Annotated in this window: 1 protein-coding gene (only partly in view); it reads left to right on the forward strand. The window is 74.2% G+C overall.

What is annotated here, in order from left to right; genetic code table 11:
- Nucleotides 1-19,381, forward strand: the 5' portion of a protein-coding gene (locus BM385_RS21025; protein ID WP_175543066.1) for a non-ribosomal peptide synthetase. It continues 884 nt past the right edge of the window; 19,381 of the gene's 20,265 nt are visible here — the first part of the coding sequence; it begins with the start codon at nt 1-3; the stop codon falls past the right edge of the window.

Consider the following 19,381-nt stretch of genomic DNA (forward strand, 5'->3'; position numbering starts at 1 on the left):
ATGGACAACGGCATCCGTCGCCCGGAGAATGCACCGGCTCACTCCAGCAGAACTCTCCGGCCGCGCCCGGCGGACCGCGGGCCGCTGTCCTTCGGACAACAGCGGCTGTGGTTCCTGGATCGCTGGCTGAGCGGGCGCCCGGTGTACAACGTCCCCGTCACCCTGCGCTTCACCGGGCCGCTGCCGGCGGACGCCGAGGACCGGCTGCTCACCGCGCTGCACACGGTGGCGGCAGGTCAGGACGTGCTGTTCACGGTGATCGAGGAGGACGCGGCCGGCGAGCCGCGCCAGCGGGTACTGGCCGACCGGAGGGTCCCGGGGCGGCGGGTGGACCTCTCCCCGGGCGGGGACGGCGGGGACGGCGGGGACGCGGGGCGGCTGCGGGCGCGGGCCGAGGCGCTGGTGAAGGCGGAGGCGGTGGCCCCGTTCGATCTGGCGGCCGGACCGATGCTGCGGTTCGTGCTGCTGCGGCTGGCGGACGACGAACTGTGGCTGCACCTGACCTTCCACCACATCGCCTGCGACGGCTGGTCGGTGGAGGTCTTCCAGCGGCAGTTGCTGGCCGCCTGGGAACGGGACGGGGCGGCGGAGGACGCCGGGGTCCAGGGGGCGGCGCGGGTGCAGTTCGCGGACTACGCGCTGTGGCAGCGGGAGGCCGTCGCCGGCCCCCGGGCCGAGGCGGCGCTGGGGGCGTGGGAGAAGGCGCTGGACGGGGCGCCGGAGGTGCTGGATCTCGGCACGGGCAAGCCGCGCCCGGCGGAGCTGAGCCACCGGGGCCGCACGGAGTCCTTCCCGCTGACCGGGGCCGGGGTGCCGCCGGCCGCGCTGGAGACGTTCGCCGCAGAGCACAACGCCACGCTGTACATGGTGCTGCTGGCCTCCTTCCAGACGCTGGTGGCCCGGCACTCGGGCGGCGGGGACATCGTGCTGGGCTCGCCGGTGGCCGGGCGGGGCCTGCCGCAGCTCAACGAACTGATCGGTTTCTTCGCCGACTCCCTGGTGATCCGCACCGACCTGTCGGACGACCCGTCCTTCCGGTCCCTGGTCGGCCGGGCGCGGTCCGGGGTGCTGGACGCTCTGGGGCGCAGCCGGGTCCCGTTCGACGTGGCGGTGCAGCGGCTGCGGCCCGAACGGTCGCTCAGCCACACGCCGGTGGTGCAGGTGGTGTTCGCCCTGCACGAGGAGGAACCGGAGGTCCCCCTGCCGGGCGGTGTCGAGGTGCGGCGGACCATGGTGCCCACGGACACGGCGAAGTTCGATCTGACCTGGTCGGTCTACCGGGGTGCCGGTGGGCTGCGGCTGGAAGTGGAGTACGCCACCGACCTGTTCGACGCGGCGGACGTGGCGGTGCTGGTCGGGCACTGGCAGACCCTGCTGGAGCATGCGGTGCGGGAGCCGGACCTTCCGGTGAGCCGGCTGGAGTTGATGCCGGCCGGGGAGCGGGAGCTGGTGGGCTCGTGGTCGGGCGACGGGCGGACGTGCACGTCCGGGCTGCTGCACGAGCGGGTCGCGGAGCGGGCCGCCGAGACACCCGACGCGATCGCCGTGGTGTGCGGGGACGACCGCCTCACCTACCGCCAGCTCGACGGGCGGGCGAACGCCCTGGCGCACGAGCTGCGGGACCGGGGTGTCGGCCCGGAGGTACCGGTCGGGCTGCTCATCGACCGGTCCGCCGAAGCCGTCATCGGTGCTCTGGGGGTGCTCAAGGCGGGCGGTGTCTATGTGCCGCTCGACACCACCTTCCCCGGTGAGCGCCTGCGGCACATGCTCACCGAGACCGGCGCACGGCTCGTTCTCACCCACGGCGCCACCCCGCCCGCCGGCCCCTGGGGCACCCTCGACCTGGCCGAATGCCGGGAGAGCGCCGACGCAGGGCCCGAGGTGACGACCGATCCGGAGAACGCCTGCTATGTGATCTTCACCTCCGGATCGACGGGCCGGCCCAAAGGCACCACCGTCACCCACCGCAACGTCACCCGGCTGTTCACCGCCGCCGAGACCGTCATCACGCCACGCCGCGACGATGTGTGGAGCCAGTTCCACAGCCTCGCCTTCGACTTCTCCGTCTGGGAGATCTGGGGACCCCTCACCACCGGCGCCCGCCTCGTCATCGTCCCGCACGACACCGCCCGCGACACCCACGCCTTCCACGCCCTCCTGGCGCGGGAAGAGGTGAGCGTCCTCAGTCAGACCCCCACCGCCTTCCGCCAGCTGGAGACGGTGGACGCCGAGCGCGGCACCGCGCTGTCCCTGCGGGCGGTGGTGTTCGGGGGTGAGCCGCTGCACCAGCCGTCCGTCCGCGCCTGGGCGGACCGGCACGGCTACCACTCCCCCGCCCTCATCAACATGTACGGCATCACCGAGACCACCGTCCACGTCACTCACCACCGGATCGGTCCCGGCGACCTCGGGTACAGCACCGCGCCGATCGGCCCGGCGCTGCCTGACCTGACGGTGCGGGTGCTGGACCTGCACGGGCTGCCGGTGCCGATCGGTGTGACGGGCGAGCTGTACGTCGGCGGCCCCGGGGTCGCCCGGGGGTACACCGGACAACCCGCGCTCACCGCCGACCGCTTCATCCCCGATCCGTACGGGCCCCCCGGCGCCCGCCTCTACCGCACCGGAGACCTCGGACGCTGGACGCCTCAAGGAACCCTGCACCACCAGGGCCGCGCCGACCAGCAGATCAAAGTCCGCGGCCACCGCCTCGAACCCGCCGAAATCGAAGCGGCGCTCCACCAGCACCCCGACATCGCCCAGGCCCACATCGCCCACACCCACCCCGACAGCCTCACCGCCTACCTCACCACCACCCACCAGCAGCCAACGAACACCACCGCACTCCGCGCCTGGCTCACCACCCAGCTCCCCCCGTACGCCATCCCGCACCACTTCATCCACCTCCCCCGCCTCCCGCTCACCCCCCAGGGCAAGATCGACACCCGGAGCCTCCCGGCACCCGACCAGGAACGGCCGCAGCTCGGGCCGGCCTATGCCGCGCCGCAGGGCCCGGTGGAGGAAGTGCTGGCGGGCGTCTGGGGCGAGGTGCTCGGGGTGCGCCGGGTGGGCCGTGACGACTCCTTCTTCGATCTCGGCGGCGACTCCATCCGCGCCATCCAGGTCCTGGGGCGGGCGCGGTCCGGCGGGGTGTCGTTCGCGCTCCAGGACCTGTTCCGCCATCCGACACCGGCGGGTCTGGCGGCGGTCAGCTCCGTCACCGGGGAGAGCGGGGACGCGGACGGGGAGCCGCCGGCCGGGCCCGAACCGTTCTCCCTGCTCTCCCCCGAGGACCGGGACAAGCTGCCGGACGGCCTGGTCGACGCGTACCCCATGGCCGAACTCCAGGTCGGCATGGTCTACGAGATGGAGTTCGACCCCGACCGGCGGCCGTACCACAACGTCGACAGCCTGCGGATCATCGGCCCGTTCGACGAGGCGGTCTTCCGGGACGCGGTGGCCCGGGTGGTCGCCCGGCACCCCATCCTGCGGACCTCCTTCGATCTGAGCGGCTACAGCGAGCCCCTGCAACTGGTGCACCCGCACGCCGAGATGCCGTTCACCGTCGTCGATGTGCGGGAGCTGGACGAAGCGGCCCAGGAGGAGGTCATCGGCGGGTATGTGCGGGCCGAGCGGGCGCATCGCTTCGACCACACACAGCCGCTGCTGCTCCGGTTCGGTCTGCACCGGCTGGCGGACGAGGCGTTCCAGTGGACCATCACCGAGCACCACGCCATCTTCGACGGGTGGAGTCTGCACTCGACGCTCTCGGAGATCACCTCGCTCTACCAGGAGCTGCTGGCGGGAGGTGATCCGCGCCCGGAGCCGCCCACGTCCACGTACCGGGACTTCATCGCGGCCGAGAAGGCGGCGATGGCCTCACGGGAGAGCGAGGAGTTCTGGCGCGAGCGGGTCGGGGACCGTCCCGACTGCCGGCTGCCGCGCCGCCCGGCGGGGGCGCCGTCCGTGCCGGCCGGGGAGACGATGCCGGACGAGTGGCGGGTGCACAACGAGGCCGAGGGATACGGCTCGGTGGAGACGCTGTTGCCGCAGGAGGTGTGCGACGGTCTCCAGGAGGTGGCGCGCCGGTGCGGGGTGCCGTTCAAGGCGGTGGCGCTGGCGGCGCATCTGCGAGCGATCAGTGTGCTGACCGGCAGTACCGATCTGCTGGTCGGGCTGACGGCCAACGGGCGGCTGGAGGAGACGGACGGGACGGAGGCGCGGGGGCTGTACCTGAACACCGTGCCGTTCCGGCTGCGGCTGCCCTCGGGCAGCTGGGCGGATCTGGTCCGGGCGGTCTTCGCCACCGAACGCGATCTGCTGCCGCACCGGCGGTACCCGCTGGGGGCGTTGCAGCGCGGGCTCGGCGGGGGCCCGCTGTTCGAGGTGAACTTCGTCTACAACCACTTCCATGTGCTGGGCAAGGCCTTCGGTGCGGACCGGATCCGGATCGAGGACGGCAAGATCGACAGCTTCAGCACGGAGCGCGCCGAGCCCACGAACTTCCCGCTGAATGTGGGCGTGATCCGCAACCCGTACTCGTCGCGGCTGCTGCTGGGGCTCGACTACCACCCGGATGTGCTGACGCAGGAACAGGTGCTGTTGCTGCGCGATGTGTATGTGCGGGTGATGCGGGCCATGGTGGCGGATCCGGAGGCGCCGCACGGGCAAGCGCGGCTGGTCGGGGACGCCGAACTGGCGGTGATCGGCTCGTGGCAGGGGCCGCGGGTGGAAGTGCCCGAGGTGCTGGTGCACGAGATGGTCGCCGCGCGGGCCGCCGATACTCCGGACGCGGTGGCCCTGGTCGCGGGCAAGCAGCAGCTCACCTACGCCGAACTGGACGTCCGGGCCAACCGGCTCGCCCACCGGCTCCGTGACCTCGGAGTGGGGCCCGATGTCTGCGTGGCTCTGTGCGTCGAACGCTCCACCGAGATGATCATTGGCCTGCTCGGCATCCTCAAGGCCGGCGGTACCTACGTCCCCCTCGACCCCGACTTCCCCACCGGACGGCTGGAGTACATGCTCCAGCAGGTGGCCGCGCCGCTGGTGCTGACGACCGAGCGGGTGGCGGGCCGGGTGCCGGACGGGCCGTGGCGGACCGTGGAGCTGGAACGGCCGCAGCCGGCCGGACCGGAGCGGGATGCCGCTCCGGTGAGCGGGGTGGGGCCGGATCACGGCTGCTACGTCATCTTCACCTCGGGGTCGACGGGGAAGCCCAAGGGGGTGGTGACCCGGCACCGCAATGTCACCGAACTCCTGCACGGGGCACCGTTCCTGACCCTGAACGGGGCGGACACGCTGGTGCAGCTGGCGCCGCTGCCGTTCGACAACTCGACGTTCGAGGTGTGGGCGCCGTTGGTGGGTGGTGCGCGGCTGGTGATGGCTTCGCCGATCTCTTACGGGCCGTCCGACATCGCGCGATGGGTCCAGGAGTACGACGTCACCGTCCTGCATGCCACCGCTTCTCTGTTCACGCTGCTGGTGGACCACGAACCCGCCACCTTCGACCGGCTGCGCCGCTTCCTCACCGGCAGCGAAACCGTCTCACCCCAGCACGCCCGCCGCATCCTCGACCGCTGCCCGGATCTCGAACTCGTCAACTGCTGGGGCCCCACCGAAACCACCACCTTCTCCGTCTGCGGCACCTACACCCGCGACACACTCCCCGACGGGCCACTCCCCCTCGGCTCCCCGCTGGCCAACACCGAAGTCCACGTTCTGGACGAGGCGGGACTGCCCACCCCCATCGGCACCCCCGGCGAACTCTACGTATCCGGCCCGTGCCTCGCCCGCGGCTACCTCAACAACCCCACCCTCACCGCCGAACGATTCCTCCCCCACCCCCACCACCCCGGCCGCCGCCTCTACCGCACCGGCGACCGAGGACGCTGGGCCCCCAACGGCACCGTCGAATTCCTCGGCCGCGTCGACCACATGATCAAAATCCGCGGCTACCGCATCGAACTCGGCGAAGTGGAGACGGCGCTGCGCGCGCACCCCCAGGTGCGGGAGTGCGTCGTGGTGGCCCGGCAGGACGGTACGGGGCCGGCCGATCTGGTGGGTTACCTGGTGCCGCACGACCCGGCGCCCACCCGGGGCGAGCTGCGGGCCTGGCTCGGGGAACGGCTGCCCGGTTACATGGTGCCCCGGCAGTTTGTGTTCCTCGACGCGCTGCCGCTGACCCCCCGCGCCAAGGTGGACCGGCGCGCACTGCCTGCCCCGGACGGCGAGCGGCCGGATCTCGTGCAGGAGTTCGACCCGCCGCAGGGCCCGGTCGAGACACAGCTCGCCGCCATCTGGCAACACGTCCTCGGCATCGACCGCATCGGCCGCCACGACAACTTCTTCGACCTCGGCGGCGACTCCATCCGCAGCATCCAGATCCTCGGCCAGGCGCGGACCGCCGGTCTGAGCTTCGCCCTCCAGGAGGTCGCCCGCCGTCCCACTCTCGCGGAGCTGGCCGGGGCCGTGACCCGCGAGGTGCACGACACCGGCGCGGCGACCGCGCCACGGCATGCGCCGTTCGACCTGCTCCCGCCCGAGGACCGGGCCACGCTGCCGGACGGGCTCGTCGACGCGTACCCGATGGCCCAGTTGCAGATCGGCATGGTCTACGAGCAGGAACGCGACCGGGAGCGGGCGCCGTACCACAACGTGCACTCCGTCCGGCTGTCCGGGCCGTTCGACGAGGCCGCCTTCCGCGCTGCCCTGGCTGCCGTCGTCGCCCGGCACCCCGTCCTGCGCACCTCCTTCGACCTGAGCGGCTGCTCCGTACCCGTCCAACGGGTGCACGCCCAGGCCGAGACGCCGCTGACCGTCACCGATCTGCGCGGCCTGGACGACGCGGGCCGGCAGGCCGCGCTCGCCGCACACGTGGACCGGGAGCGGAGCCGTCCGCTCGACATCTCCGAGGCGCCGCTGTGGCGGATGGCGGTGCACTTGCTGCCCGGTGACGCCTTCCAGTGGACGATCACCGAACACCACGCCATCCTCGACGGCTGGAGCCTCGCCTCCACCCTCACGGAGATCACCACCGCCTACCGGGCTCTGCTGACCGGACGGCACCGGCCTGCCGAACCCCCGCGCTCCACCTTCCGGGACTTCGTCGCCGCCGAACGCGCGGCGCTCACCTCCCCGGAGTCACGCGCGTACTGGCACCACTTGCTCGCCGACCGGCCCGACACCCGGCTGCCCACGGCCGGGCTTCCCGGAACGGCAGGCGGCGAGGCCGAGACCCATCAGCACGACGAGGCGCAGGGGTACGGGGCGCTCAGCACCGTCCTTCCGGCGGACCTGCTGGGCCGGCTCGACAGGTTGGCGCGCCGGTCCGGGATCCCGGTCAAGTCGGTGGTGCTGGCCGCGCATCTGCGGGTGCTGAGCCTGCTCACCGGCAGCACGGATGTGATCTCCGGGCTGACCGCACACGGACGGCTGGAGGAGGCCGACGCCACAGAGGCCCGCGGGCTGTTCCTCAACACGCTGCCGTTCCGGATGCGGCTGCCCGGCGGCAGCTGGGCGGACCTGGCGCGGGCCGTCTTCGTCCGGGAGCAGGACGCGCAGCCCCATCGGCGCTACCCGATGGCGACGCTCCAGCGGGAGCTGGGAGGCGACCCGCTGTTCGAGGTCAGTTTTGTCTACAACCACTTCCATCAGCTGGCGGCGGCCACCGCGGGGCCGGAGATGTCGCTGACGGCGGCGGAGGCGGATGTCCGGGGCGGGATGGCCCGGACGCACTTCCCGCTGGTGGTCGCGGTCAGCCGGGGTCTTGAGACGGAAGGACTGCGGCTGGAGTTCGAGTACGACGCGCGGCGGCTGACGCGGGAGCGGGTGCGCGCGTTGCGTGATGCCTACGCGCGGGTGCTGACCACGATGGTGGCGGATCCGGAAGCGCCGCACCGGGAGGCGCGGCTGGTCGGGGACGCGGAGCCGGCGGTGATCGGCTCGTGGCAGGGGCCGCGGGTCGAGGTGCCCGAGGTGCTGGTGCACGAGATGGTCGCCGCCCGGGCCGCCGATACTCCGGACGCCGTGGCCGTGGTCGCGGGCAAGCAACAGCTCACCTACGCCGAACTGGATGTCCGGGCCAATCGGCTCGCCCACCGCCTCCGCGACCTCGGGGTGCGGCCCGATGTCTGCGTGGCTCTGTGCGCCGAACGCTCCACCGAGATGATCATTGGCCTGCTCGGCATCCTCAAGGCCGGCGGCACCTACGTCCCCCTCGACCCCGACTTCCCCACCGCCCGGCTGGACGGGATGTTGCGGGAGTGCGGTGCGGGGGTGGTACTGGCGACGGACACCATGCGTGAGCGGGTCCCTGCCGGTCCCTGGGAGGTGCTGCCGCTGACGGCGCCGGCGGACGAGCCGGGCGATCCCCTCCGGGATGCCGCTCCGGTGAGCGGGGTGGGGCCGGATCACGGCTGCTACATCGTCTTCACCTCGGGGTCGACGGGGAAGCCCAAGGGGGTGGTGACCCGGCACCGCAATGTCACCGAGCTTCTGCACGGCGGCCCGAGCATGGTGCTGCGTCCAGCCGATGTTCTGCTCCAGATCGCCCCGGCCTCCTTCGATGTGGCCACCTTCGAGGTGTGGGCGCCGTTGGTGGGTGGGGCGCGGCTGGTGATGGCTCCGCCGATCTCCTACGGGCCGTCCGACATCGCGCGATGGGTCCAGGAGTACGACGTCACCGTCCTGCACGCCACCGCTTCTCTGTTCACGCTGCTGGTGGACCACGAACCCGCCACCTTCGACCGGCTGCGCCGCTTCCTCACCGGCAGCGAAACCGTCTCACCCCAGCACGCCCGCCGCATCCTCGACCGCTGCCCGGATCTCGAACTCGTCAACTGCTGGGGCCCCACCGAAACCACCACCTTCTCCGTCTGCGGCACCTACACCCGCGACACACTCCCCGACGGGCCACTCCCCCTCGGCTCCCCGCTGGCCAACACCGAAGTCCACGTTCTGGACGAGGCGGGACTGCCCACCCCCATCGGCACCCCCGGCGAACTCTACGTATCCGGCCCGTGCCTCGCCCGCGGCTACCTCAACAACCCCACCCTCACCGCCGAACGATTCCTCCCCCACCCCCACCACCCCGGCCGCCGCCTCTACCGCACCGGCGACCGAGGACGCTGGGCCCCCAACGGCACCGTCGAATTCCTCGGCCGCGTCGACCACATGATCAAAATCCGCGGCTACCGCATCGAACTCGGCGAGATCGAGGCCGTCCTGCGCGAGCAGCCGGATGTGCGGGCTTGTGTGGTGACGGCGCGGAGCGCGGAGGGGACGCAGGGCGTCGTCACGGATCTGGTGGCGTACGTGGTGCCCCGGCCGGGCGCGGCGGTGCCGGCCGACCTGCTGCGGGCCTGGCTGTCCGCGCGGCTGCCCGGCTACATGGTGCCGCAGCGCTTCGTGACGCTGGACGCGCTGCCGCTCACCCCGAACGCGAAGGTCGACCGGGCCGCCCTGCCGGAGCCGACAGCCGAACGTCCCGTGCTGGGCCAGGCGTTCGACCCGCCGCAGGGCCCGGTCGAGACGCAGCTCGCCGCCATCTGGCAAGACGTCCTCGGCATCGACCGCATCGGCCGCCACGACAACTTCTTCGACCTCGGCGGCGACTCCATCCGCAGCATCCAGGTGCTGGGGCACGCCCGGGACGGCGGGGTGGCGTTCGCCCTCCAGGACCTGCTCGATCACCCCACCCCGGCCGCTCTCGCCGCCGCTGCCGCCCGGGAGCCGCAGGAGAACACGGCCGCCCTGCCCGCCGAACCGTTCAGCCTGCTGTCGGCCGAGGACCGCGCCCTGCTCCCCGGCGGGCTCGCCGACGCCTATCCCATGGCGGAACTCCAGACCGGCATGGTCTACGAGCAGGAACGCTCCCCCGGCCGCAACCCGTACCACAATGTGGAGACGCTGCGGCTCACCGGACCGTTCGACGAGGCCGCCTTCCGCGCTGCCCTGGCCGCCGTCGTCGCCCGGCACCCCGTCCTGCGCACCTCCTTCGACCTCAACCGCTTCTCCGAGCCGGTGCAGTTGGTGCACGTCCAGGCCGAGACGCCACTGACCGTCACCGATCTGCGCGGCCTGGACGCGGCGGGCCAGGAGGCGGCCCTGGCCGAACTGATCCGGGAGCAGCAGCGGGAGACCCTGCCGCTGGACCGGGCGCCCCTGTGGCGGATGGCCGTGCACCTCCTCACCGACGACGCGTTCCAGTGGACGATCACCGAACACCACGCCATCCTCGACGGCTGGAGCCTCGCCTCCACCGTCGCCGAGATCAGCGCCGGGTACCGGGCCCGTCAGGCGGGCCAGGACCTGCGGCCGGAGCCACCGCGCTCCACCTTCCGGGACTTCGTCGCCGCCGAACGCGCGGCGCTCGCCTCCCCGGACAGTGAAGTGTTCTGGCAGGACCTGCTGGCCGACCGGCCCGACCCGGAGCTGCCCCGGGTGGCTGCGGCCGGCCTTCCGGCAGCGGCGGTGCGGCAGGTGCCGGGCGAGCGGCACCGCAGCGATGCGGCGGCGGGCCGGGGCGCGCTGGAGACACCGGTGGCGCCGGAGCTGACGGCGGCGCTGGAGGCGTTCGCCCGGGGAGCCGGGGTGCCGTTCAAGTCGGTGCTGCTGGCGGCCCACCTACGGGTGCTCGGGGTGGCCGGCGGGACGACGGATGTGGTGACCGGGCTGTCCTCGAACGGTCGGCTGGAGGAGGCCGACGCCACCGAGGCGCGCGGGCTGTTCCTCAACACGCTTCCGTTCCGGATGCGGCTGCCCGGCGGCAGCTGGGCGGACCTGGCGCGGGCCGTGCACGCGGCGGAGCGGGCGATGCTCCCGCACCGCCGGTACCCGATGGCGGCGATGCGCCGGAAGCTGGGCGGTGGGCCGCTGTTCGCGGCGGGCTTCGTGCACTATCACTTCCACCAGCTCGACGGTGCGCCGCCGGCCGCCGGGGCGGCGGAGCAGCCGGTGGCCGGGGCGGGCTGGACGACGTTCCCGCTGCTGGTGTCGCTGAGCCGGGAACCGGGGGCGGCGGGGCTGCGGCTGGTTCTGGAGTACGACGCCACCGAGCTGTCGGCGGAGCAGACCGGGTGGCTGCGGGACGCGCATCTGCGGGCGCTGGAGGCGATGGCGGCGGACCCCGAAGCGCCGTACGGTGCGGTGTCCCTGCTGCCGGCCGGTGAGCGGGAGCTGGTGGGCTCGTGGTCGGGCGACGGGCAGACGTGCGCGTCCGGGCTGCTGCACGAGCGGGTCGCGGAGCGGGCCGCCGAGACACCCGACGCGATCGCCGTGGTGTCCGGGGACGATCACCTCACGTACCGGGAACTCGACGGGCGGGCGAACGCCCTGGCGCACGAGCTGCGGGACCGGGGCATCGGCCCGGAGGTACCGGTCGGGCTGCTCATCGACCGGTCCGCCGAAGCCGTCATCGGTGCCCTCGGGGTGCTCAAGGCGGGCGGTATCTATGTGCCGCTCGACACCACCTTCCCCGGTGAGCGCCTGCGGCACATGCTCACCGAGACTGGCGCACCGCTCGTTCTCACCCACGGCGCCACCCCGCCCGCCGGCCCCTGGACCACCCTCGACCTGGCCGATTGCCGGGAGAGGGCCGACACAGGGCCCGAGGTGACGACCGATCCGGAGAACGCCTGCTATGTGATCTTCACCTCCGGATCGACCGGAAAACCGAAGGGCACCACCGTCACCCACCGCAACGTCACCCGGCTGTTCACCGCCGCCGAGACCGTCATCACGCCACGCCGCGACGACGTGTGGAGCCAGTTCCACAGCCTCGCCTTCGACTTCTCCGTCTGGGAGATCTGGGGCCCCCTCACCACCGGTGCCCGCCTCGTCGTCGTCCCGCACGCCACCGCCCGCGACACCCACGCCTTCCACGCCCTGGTGCGTGCGGCGGGGGTGACGGTGCTGAGTCTGACGCCGACGGCGTTCCGGGCGTTCGAGGAGGTGGACGCGGCGGGCGGCGGGAACCCGTCCCCGCTGCGGGCGGTGGTGTTCGGGGGTGAGCCGCTGCACCAGCCGTCCGTCCGCGCCTGGGCGGACCGGCACGGCTACCACTCCCCCGCCCTCATCAACATGTACGGCATCACCGAGACCACCGTCCACGTCACCCACCACCGGCTGACGGCGGAGGATCTGGCCGGTGCGACGCCACCGGTGGGCCGGGGGCTGCCGGATCTGCGGCTGTACGTGCTGGGCCCGAACGGGCTGCCCGCACCGATCGGCGTCACCGGTGAACTGTACGTGGGAGGTGCCGGGGTCGCCCGGGGGTACACCGGACAACCCGCGCTCACCGCCGACCGCTTCGTCCCCGATCCGTACGGACCCGCCGGCGCCCGCCTCTACCGCACCGGAGACCTCGGATACTGGAACCCTGACGGCACCCTGCACCACCGGGGCCGCGCCGACCAGCAGATCAAAGTCCGCGGCCACCGCCTCGAACCCGCCGAGATCGAAGCGGCGCTCCACCAGCACCCGGACATCGCCCAGGCGTACGTCACCCACACCCACCCCGACGCCCTCACGGCCTACCTCACCACCACCTCCCAGCAGCCGCCGAACGCCAGCGAACTCCGCGCCTGGCTCGCCGCCGTGCTGCCCGAGTTCGCCATCCCGCACCACTTCGTCCACCTCCCCCGTCTCCCGCTCACCTCCCAGGGCAAGATCGACACCCGGAGCCTCCCGGCACCCGACCGGGAGCGGCCGGAGCTGGCCGTCGGGTACGAGGAGCCGCTGCCGGGGCGGGAGGCGGCGCTGGCCGCCGTGTGGCGGGGTGTGCTGGGCACCGAACGGATCGGCCGGCACGACTCCTTCTTCGATCTCGGCGGCGACTCCATCCGCGCCATCAGGCTGCTCGGCCGGGCCCGGGAGGCCGGGCTGCGGTTCGGGATGCCGGATCTGCTGGAGCGCCCGACCGTCGCGCGGCTGGCGGAAGTGACGGAGGTGGCCGCGCCCACCGACGTACAGGAGCAGGCGGACGACGGTGCGTTCACGCTGCTGTCGCCCGAGGACCGGGACAGGCTGCCGGACGGACTGGCCGACGCCTACCCCATGGCCGAACTCCAGGTCGGCATGGTCTACGAGATGGAGTCGGACCCGGACCGGCTGCCGTATCTGAACGTCGAGACGCTGCGGCTGCCCGGGGAGTTCGACGAGGCGGCCTTCCGGCAGGCCGTCGGGCTGGCGGTGGCCCGGCATCCCGCGCTGCGGACCTCGTTCGACCTCACCGGGTACAGCGAACCGGTGCAGTTGGTGCACCACGCCGTCGAGGTCCCGCTCACGGTGACCGATCTGCGGGAGCTGGACGAGGCCGGCCGGCGGGCCGCCCTGGTGGCGTACATCGAGGGCGAGCGGCAGCGACCGTTCGTACTGGAGTCGGCGCCGCTGTGGCGGATGGCCGTGCACGTCCTGGGTGACGCCGCGTTCCAGTGGACCATCACCGAGCACCACGCCGTCCTGGACGGCTGGAGTCTGGCCTCCACCCTCACCGAGATCCACGCCCACTACCGGGAGCTGCGCGCGGGCCGGGCACCCCGTCCGGTACCGCCGCGCTCCCGCTACCGGGACTTCGTGGCCGCCGAGCGTGCGGCGCTCGCCTCTCCCGTGCACCGGGAGTTCTGGCACCGGCTGCTGGCCGACCGGCCCGGGGCGCGGCTGCCGCGCCGGACGGCCGGGCTGTCGCCGGTGCCGCTCGGGGAGCACGTGGTGGGCGAGAGCCACGAGCGCGACGCGGCGGCCGGGCACGGGGTGCTGAGCACCCCGCTGCCGGCCGCGGTGTCGGCGGGGCTGGACGCGGTGGCGCGGCGCTGCGGTGTGCCGTTCAAGTCGGTGGTGCTGGCGGCGCATCTGCGGGCGGTGGGGCTGGCCACCGGGAACCCGGACGTGCTGGTGGGGCTGACGGCCAACGGCCGGCTGGAGGAGCCGGACGGCGAGGAGGCGCGGGGGCTGTTCCTGAACACCGTGCCGTTCCGGCTGCGGCTGCCCTCGGGCAGCTGGGCGGATCTGGTGCGGGCAGTGTTCGCGGCCGAACGCGAACTGCTGCCGCACCGGCGGTATCCGATGGCGGCGCTGCGGCGCGAGCTGGGCTCGGGGTCCTTGTTCGACGCGACGTTCACGTACAACCACTTCCACCAGTTCGGGGCGCTGGCCGAGGAGGTCGCGGACAGCGAGGCGGCGGAGCAGGACGTCGCGGGGACGGGGCGCACCGACTTCGTGCTCGGGGTGACGGTCAGCCGGGACACGGGGTCGGACGGGCTGCGGCTGGAGCTGGAGTACGACGCGCGGCGGCTGACCGCCGATCAGGTGACGGTGGTACGGGACTACCATCTGCGGGCGCTGCGGGCGATGGCCGCCGAGCCGGACGCGCCGCACGGGGTGGCGGTGCTGCTGGGGGCGGCGGAGCGCGAGTTGCTGGCCGCCTGGAGCGGTGCGGAGGCGGGGCGGGCGGACGCGCCGGTGCCGGTGCCCGCGCTGCTGCGGGACCGGGCGCTGCGCGATCCGGAGGCGGTCGCGCTGGAGGACGGCGCGCGGCGGGTGACGTACGCCGAGCTGGAGGCGGACAGCGCGCGGCTGGCGCGGCGGCTGCGGCGGGCGGGGGTCGGCCGGGGTGATCTGGTGGGGATCTGCCTGCCCGCCGGGCGGGGCGCGGTGACGGCCGTGTGGGCGGTGTGGCGGGCGGGGGCGGCGTTCGTGCCGCTGGACCCGGAGCTGCCGGCGGGCCGGCTGCGGGTGATGGCGCGGGACGCGGGGCCGGTGGTGCTGGTGGCGGAGGGCGCCGGTACCGGCGTCGCCGGGCCGGTTCCCGAGGGCTTTCCGGTGCTGCGGTGGGACGGGCCGGAGGGGGACGGCGGGACGACTGCCGGCCTGCGGGAGGACGTGCCAGTCACCGGGCGGGATCTGGCCTATGTGATGTACACCTCCGGGACATCGGGTGCGCCCAAGGGGGTGGCCGTGGAGCACGGGTCGCTGGCCCACTACGCGACCGCGTTGCTGCTGCCCCGGCTGCGGGCGGTGGCGCCGGACGGGGAGCGGCTGCGGGTGGCGCTGGGGACCTCGGCGTTCCTCTCGGACTTCTTCCTGGAGCAGGTGCTCGCCCTGCTGGACGGTCACACGCTGCTGGTGCTGCCGGGCGCCGAGGGCCGCGATCCGCGGCGGCTGGTGGCGCTGGCGCAGGACGCCGGGCGGGCGGCCGGGGTGGTGGGGGCCACCACGGCGCAGGTGCAGTTGCTGGTGGAGGCGGGGCTGCTGGACGCGCCGCACCCGCCCCGGCTGGTGACGCTGGGCGGCGAGGCGTGCCCGCCGGATCTGTGGGCCGAGCTGTCCGTGCGCCCGGGGACCGTGGTGCTCAACACCTACGGTCCGACCGAGGCGACGGTGGATGTGACGGCGGTGCGGGTGACGGAGCATCCGGTGCCGGTCATCGGCCGCCCGCTGGGCGGGGTGCGGGTGCGGGTGCTGGACGCGGCGCTGGGCGAGGTGCCGCCGGGCGGCACGGGTGAGCTGTTCCTGGCCGGCCCGGCCGTGGCCCGCGGTTACCGGGGTAGGCCCCGGCTGACGGCCGACGTGTTCCTGCCCGACCCGTGGGGTCCGCCGGGGGCGAGGATGTACCGGACGGGTGACCTGGTGCGGTTCACCGCGGGGGGTCTGCTGGAGTTCGCGGGCCGGGTGGACGAGCAGCTGAAGATCTCCGGCCAGCGGGTGGAGCCGGCGGAGATCGAGGCGCTGCTGCGTTCCCATCCGGCGGTCGCGGCGGCGGCGGTCACCGCGCACCGGGACGGTGCGGCGCCGGGTGCCCGGACGACGCTGGTGGCGCATGTGGTGCCGGCCGGTGCCGGGACGGCCGGGGCGGAGGTCGACGGAGGTGCGCTGACGGCGTTTCTGGCGGACCGGCTGCCGGCGCCCGCGGTGCCCGCGGTGGTGCGGACGGTTCCCACGCTGCCGCTGACCCCGGGTGGCAAGCTGGACCGGGCGGCGCTGCGGCGCGCGGCCGGAACGCCGGAGGCGGCGCGGCTGCGCGGCGGGCCGCCGGTGACCCGGACGCAGCGGCGGGTGGCGGCGGTGTGGTGCGAGGTGCTGGGGCTGCCGGAGGTCGGGATCGAGGACGACTTCGTGGCGCTGGGCGGGCATTCGCTGCTGGCGGTCCGGCTGGTGATGCGGCTGGGCACGGAGTTCGGGGTCCGGGTGCGGCTGCACGAGGTGTTCGAGCGGCCGACGGTGGCCGCGATGGCCCGCCGGCTGGACGAACAGGCCGGGGAGGCGGGCGCGGCCGGCGCGGAGGGCACGGCGGGCGGCCGGATCGTACGGGCCGTGCGGACGCCGGGTGAGCCGCTGCCGGCGTCGTACGCGCAGGAGCGGCTGTGGTTCCTGTGGCAGCTGGCGCCGGACAGCGCGACGTACCACGTGACGTGGGCGCGTGAGGTGGAGGGCCCGCTGGATGTGGCGCGGCTGGGTGCGGCGGTGGACGCGCTGATCGGGCGGTTCGAGGCGCTGCGCACCACCGTGGACACGGACGCGGACGGTGCCGTGGTGCAGCGGATCGGTCCGCCCTGGCGGTGCGGTCTGGCCGCCGAGGAGTGCCCGCCCGGTGAGGTGGCGGGGCGACTGGACGCGCTGGTGGCCGAGCCGTTCGATCTGACCCGGGGTCCGCTGCTGCGGGTGCGGGTGTGGCGGACCGGGCCCGGGCGGCACACGCTGGCGTTCGTGGCGCACCATGTGGCGCTGGACGCCTGGTCGCTGGAGGTGTTCGAGCGGGAGCTGTGGGCGCGGTACCGGGCGGGTGGCGCGGCGGGGGCGGCCGGGCTGCCGGAGCCGGCGGCCGGTTACGCGGACTACGCGGACTACGCGCGCTGGCAGCGGGAGGTGCTGGCCGAGCGGGGCGGCGCGGAGCGGGAGTACTGGACGCGGGCGCTGGCCGGTGCGGTGCCCACGGTGCCGGAGCCGGACCGGCCGGTCCCCGAGCGGCCGGGCTCCGCTGGTGACCGGCGCGAGGCGCGGGTACCGGCCGAGACGGTGGAGTGGCTGACGGAGTTGCGCCGCTCCACCGGCAGTACGGCGTTCATGGCGCTGCTGGCGGTGTACGTGCTCCATGTGGCCCGGCACGCGGGCAGCCGGGATGTGACGGTGGGGACGCCGGTGTCGGGGCGGTCGCATCCGGATACGGCGCCGATGGTCGGGTTCTTCGTCAACACGCTGGCGCTGCGGGTGCGGATCGATCCGGAGGCGGACTTCGCGGCCCATCTGGCGCGGGTGCGTGCGGTGGTGCTGGAGGCGTTCGCGCACCAGGAGCTGCCGTTCGAGCAGGTGGTGCGGGCGGTGCGGCCGGAGCGGGAGGCGGGGGGCAATCCGCTGTTCCGGACGATGTTCACGCATGTTCCGGCGGCGGCGCGGGCCGACGCCGGGGCCCCGCCGGAGCTGCGGCTGACGGACCGGCTGCTGCCGCCGGGCGGCGCCCACTTCGATCTGTCCCTCGAGGTGACCGAGGAAGCGGCCGGCGGGCTGGGGCTGGCTCTCGCGTTCCGTCCCGAGCTGTACGACGGGGTGAGCGCCGAGCGGTTGCTGGAGTCGTTCGCCGGGCTGCTGGCGGAGCTGGGGCGGCGCCCCGGCGCGCCGCTGCGGGAGGTGCTGGCGGCGGACGAGGCGGAGCGGGAGCGGCTGGCGGCGTGGCAGGGACCGGTCGCGGAGGTGCCGGCGCGGCCGGTGCAGGTGTCGCTGGCGGAGCGGGCCGCCCGTACCCCGGGGGCGGTGGCGGTGCGGGACGCGGCGGGCGAGCTGTCCTTCGCCGGGTTCGCGGCGGCCGTGGACGGGCTGGCGCGGCGGCTGGTGCGGGCCGGGGTGCGGCGCGGCGACGTGGTGGGGGTGCAACTGCGGCCGGGCCGGTCGGCGCTCGTCGCGATCTGGGCGGTGTGGCGGGCGGGTGCCGCGTTCGTGGTGCTCGATCCCGAGCTGCCCGCGGCGCGGCAGCGGCTGATGGCCGAGGAGGCGGAGCCGGTGCTGGTGCTGGCCGGGCCGGACGGGGGCGGGCCGCTGCCGGAGGGCGTTCCGGTACTGGAGGTGGGAGCGGAGACCGGGCCGGTGCGGGACGGGGACGCGGAGCCCGTGGTGTTCCCGGCGGTGGGGCCGCGCGATCTGGCGGCGGTGCTGTACACCTCGGGGTCGACGGGCCGCCCCAAGGGCGTGCTGATCGAGCACGGCGGGCTGGCGAACTTCGCGGAACGGACGCTGCTCCCCCGGCTGCGGGCGGCGGGCGGCGGCCGGGCGCTGCGGATGGCGGCCGGTACCTCGGCGTTCGTGTCGGACTTCTTCCTGGCGCAGATCCTGGCGCTGCTGGACGGGCATCCGCTGACGCTGCTGTCGGCGGCGGAGCGGCGCGATCCGCGGCTGCTGGTGGAGCGGGCGCAGCGGCGCGCGACGGCGGTGGACACGCTGGACATGACGACGGCGCAGGTGCAGTTGCTGGTGGAGGCCGGGCTGCTGGAGGCGCCGTATCCGCCGCGGGTGATCGTGCTGGGCGGCGAGGCGTGCCCACCGGATCTGTGGGCGGCGCTGCGGGATGACCCGCGGGTGACGGCGTTCAACGCGTACGGGCCGAGCGAGACCACGGTGGAGGCGACGTACGCGGCGTTCGGGGGCCGGCCGCTGCCGGTGATCGGCCGGCCGGACGCCAACACGGTGGTGCGGGTGCTGGACGCGGCGGGCGATCCGGTGCCGCCGGGGACGGTGGGCGAGATCCACATCGGCGGGGCCGGGGTGGGCCGCGGCTATCTGCGGGATCCGGCGCTGACCGCCGACCGGTACGTGCCCGATCCGTGGGGGCCGCCGGGGAGCCGGCTGTACCGCAGCGGGGACCTGGGGCGGTACACGGCGGACGGGCTGCTGGAGTTCCGGGGCCGCACGGACGGGCAGGTGAAGATCACCGGGCAGCGGGTGGAGCCGGCCGAGGTGGAGGCGGCACTCCGCGCCCACCCCGGGGTCTCGACGGCCGTGGTGACGGCGCATCAGCATGGCGCGGGCACCCGGCCCCGGCTGGTGGCGCATGTGGTGCCGGCCGGGGAGCGGCTGCCGGAGCCGGGAGAGCTGCGGCGGCATCTGGCGCGGCTGCTGCCCGAGGCGGCGATCCCCACCGATGTGGTGCGGATCGACGCGCTGCCGCGCACTGCGAGCGGGAAGCTGGACCGGGCCGCGCTGCCGGCGGCGGCGGACGGCGGGCCGGCGGACGGGCGTACGCCGCGGACCGCGACCGAGCGGCGGCTGGCCGGGGTGTGGGCCGAGCTGCTGGGCCGCCCGGCGGTCGGGGTGCACGAGGACTTCTTCGCGCTGGGCGGCCACTCGCTGCTCGCGGTGCGGCTGGCGGAGCGGCTGCGGGAACGGTTCGGGGTGCGGGTGC

It is taken from the genome of Streptomyces harbinensis (genome assembly GCF_900116145.1).
Classification (GTDB): Bacteria; Actinomycetota; Actinomycetes; order Streptomycetales; family Streptomycetaceae; genus Streptomyces; species Streptomyces carpaticus.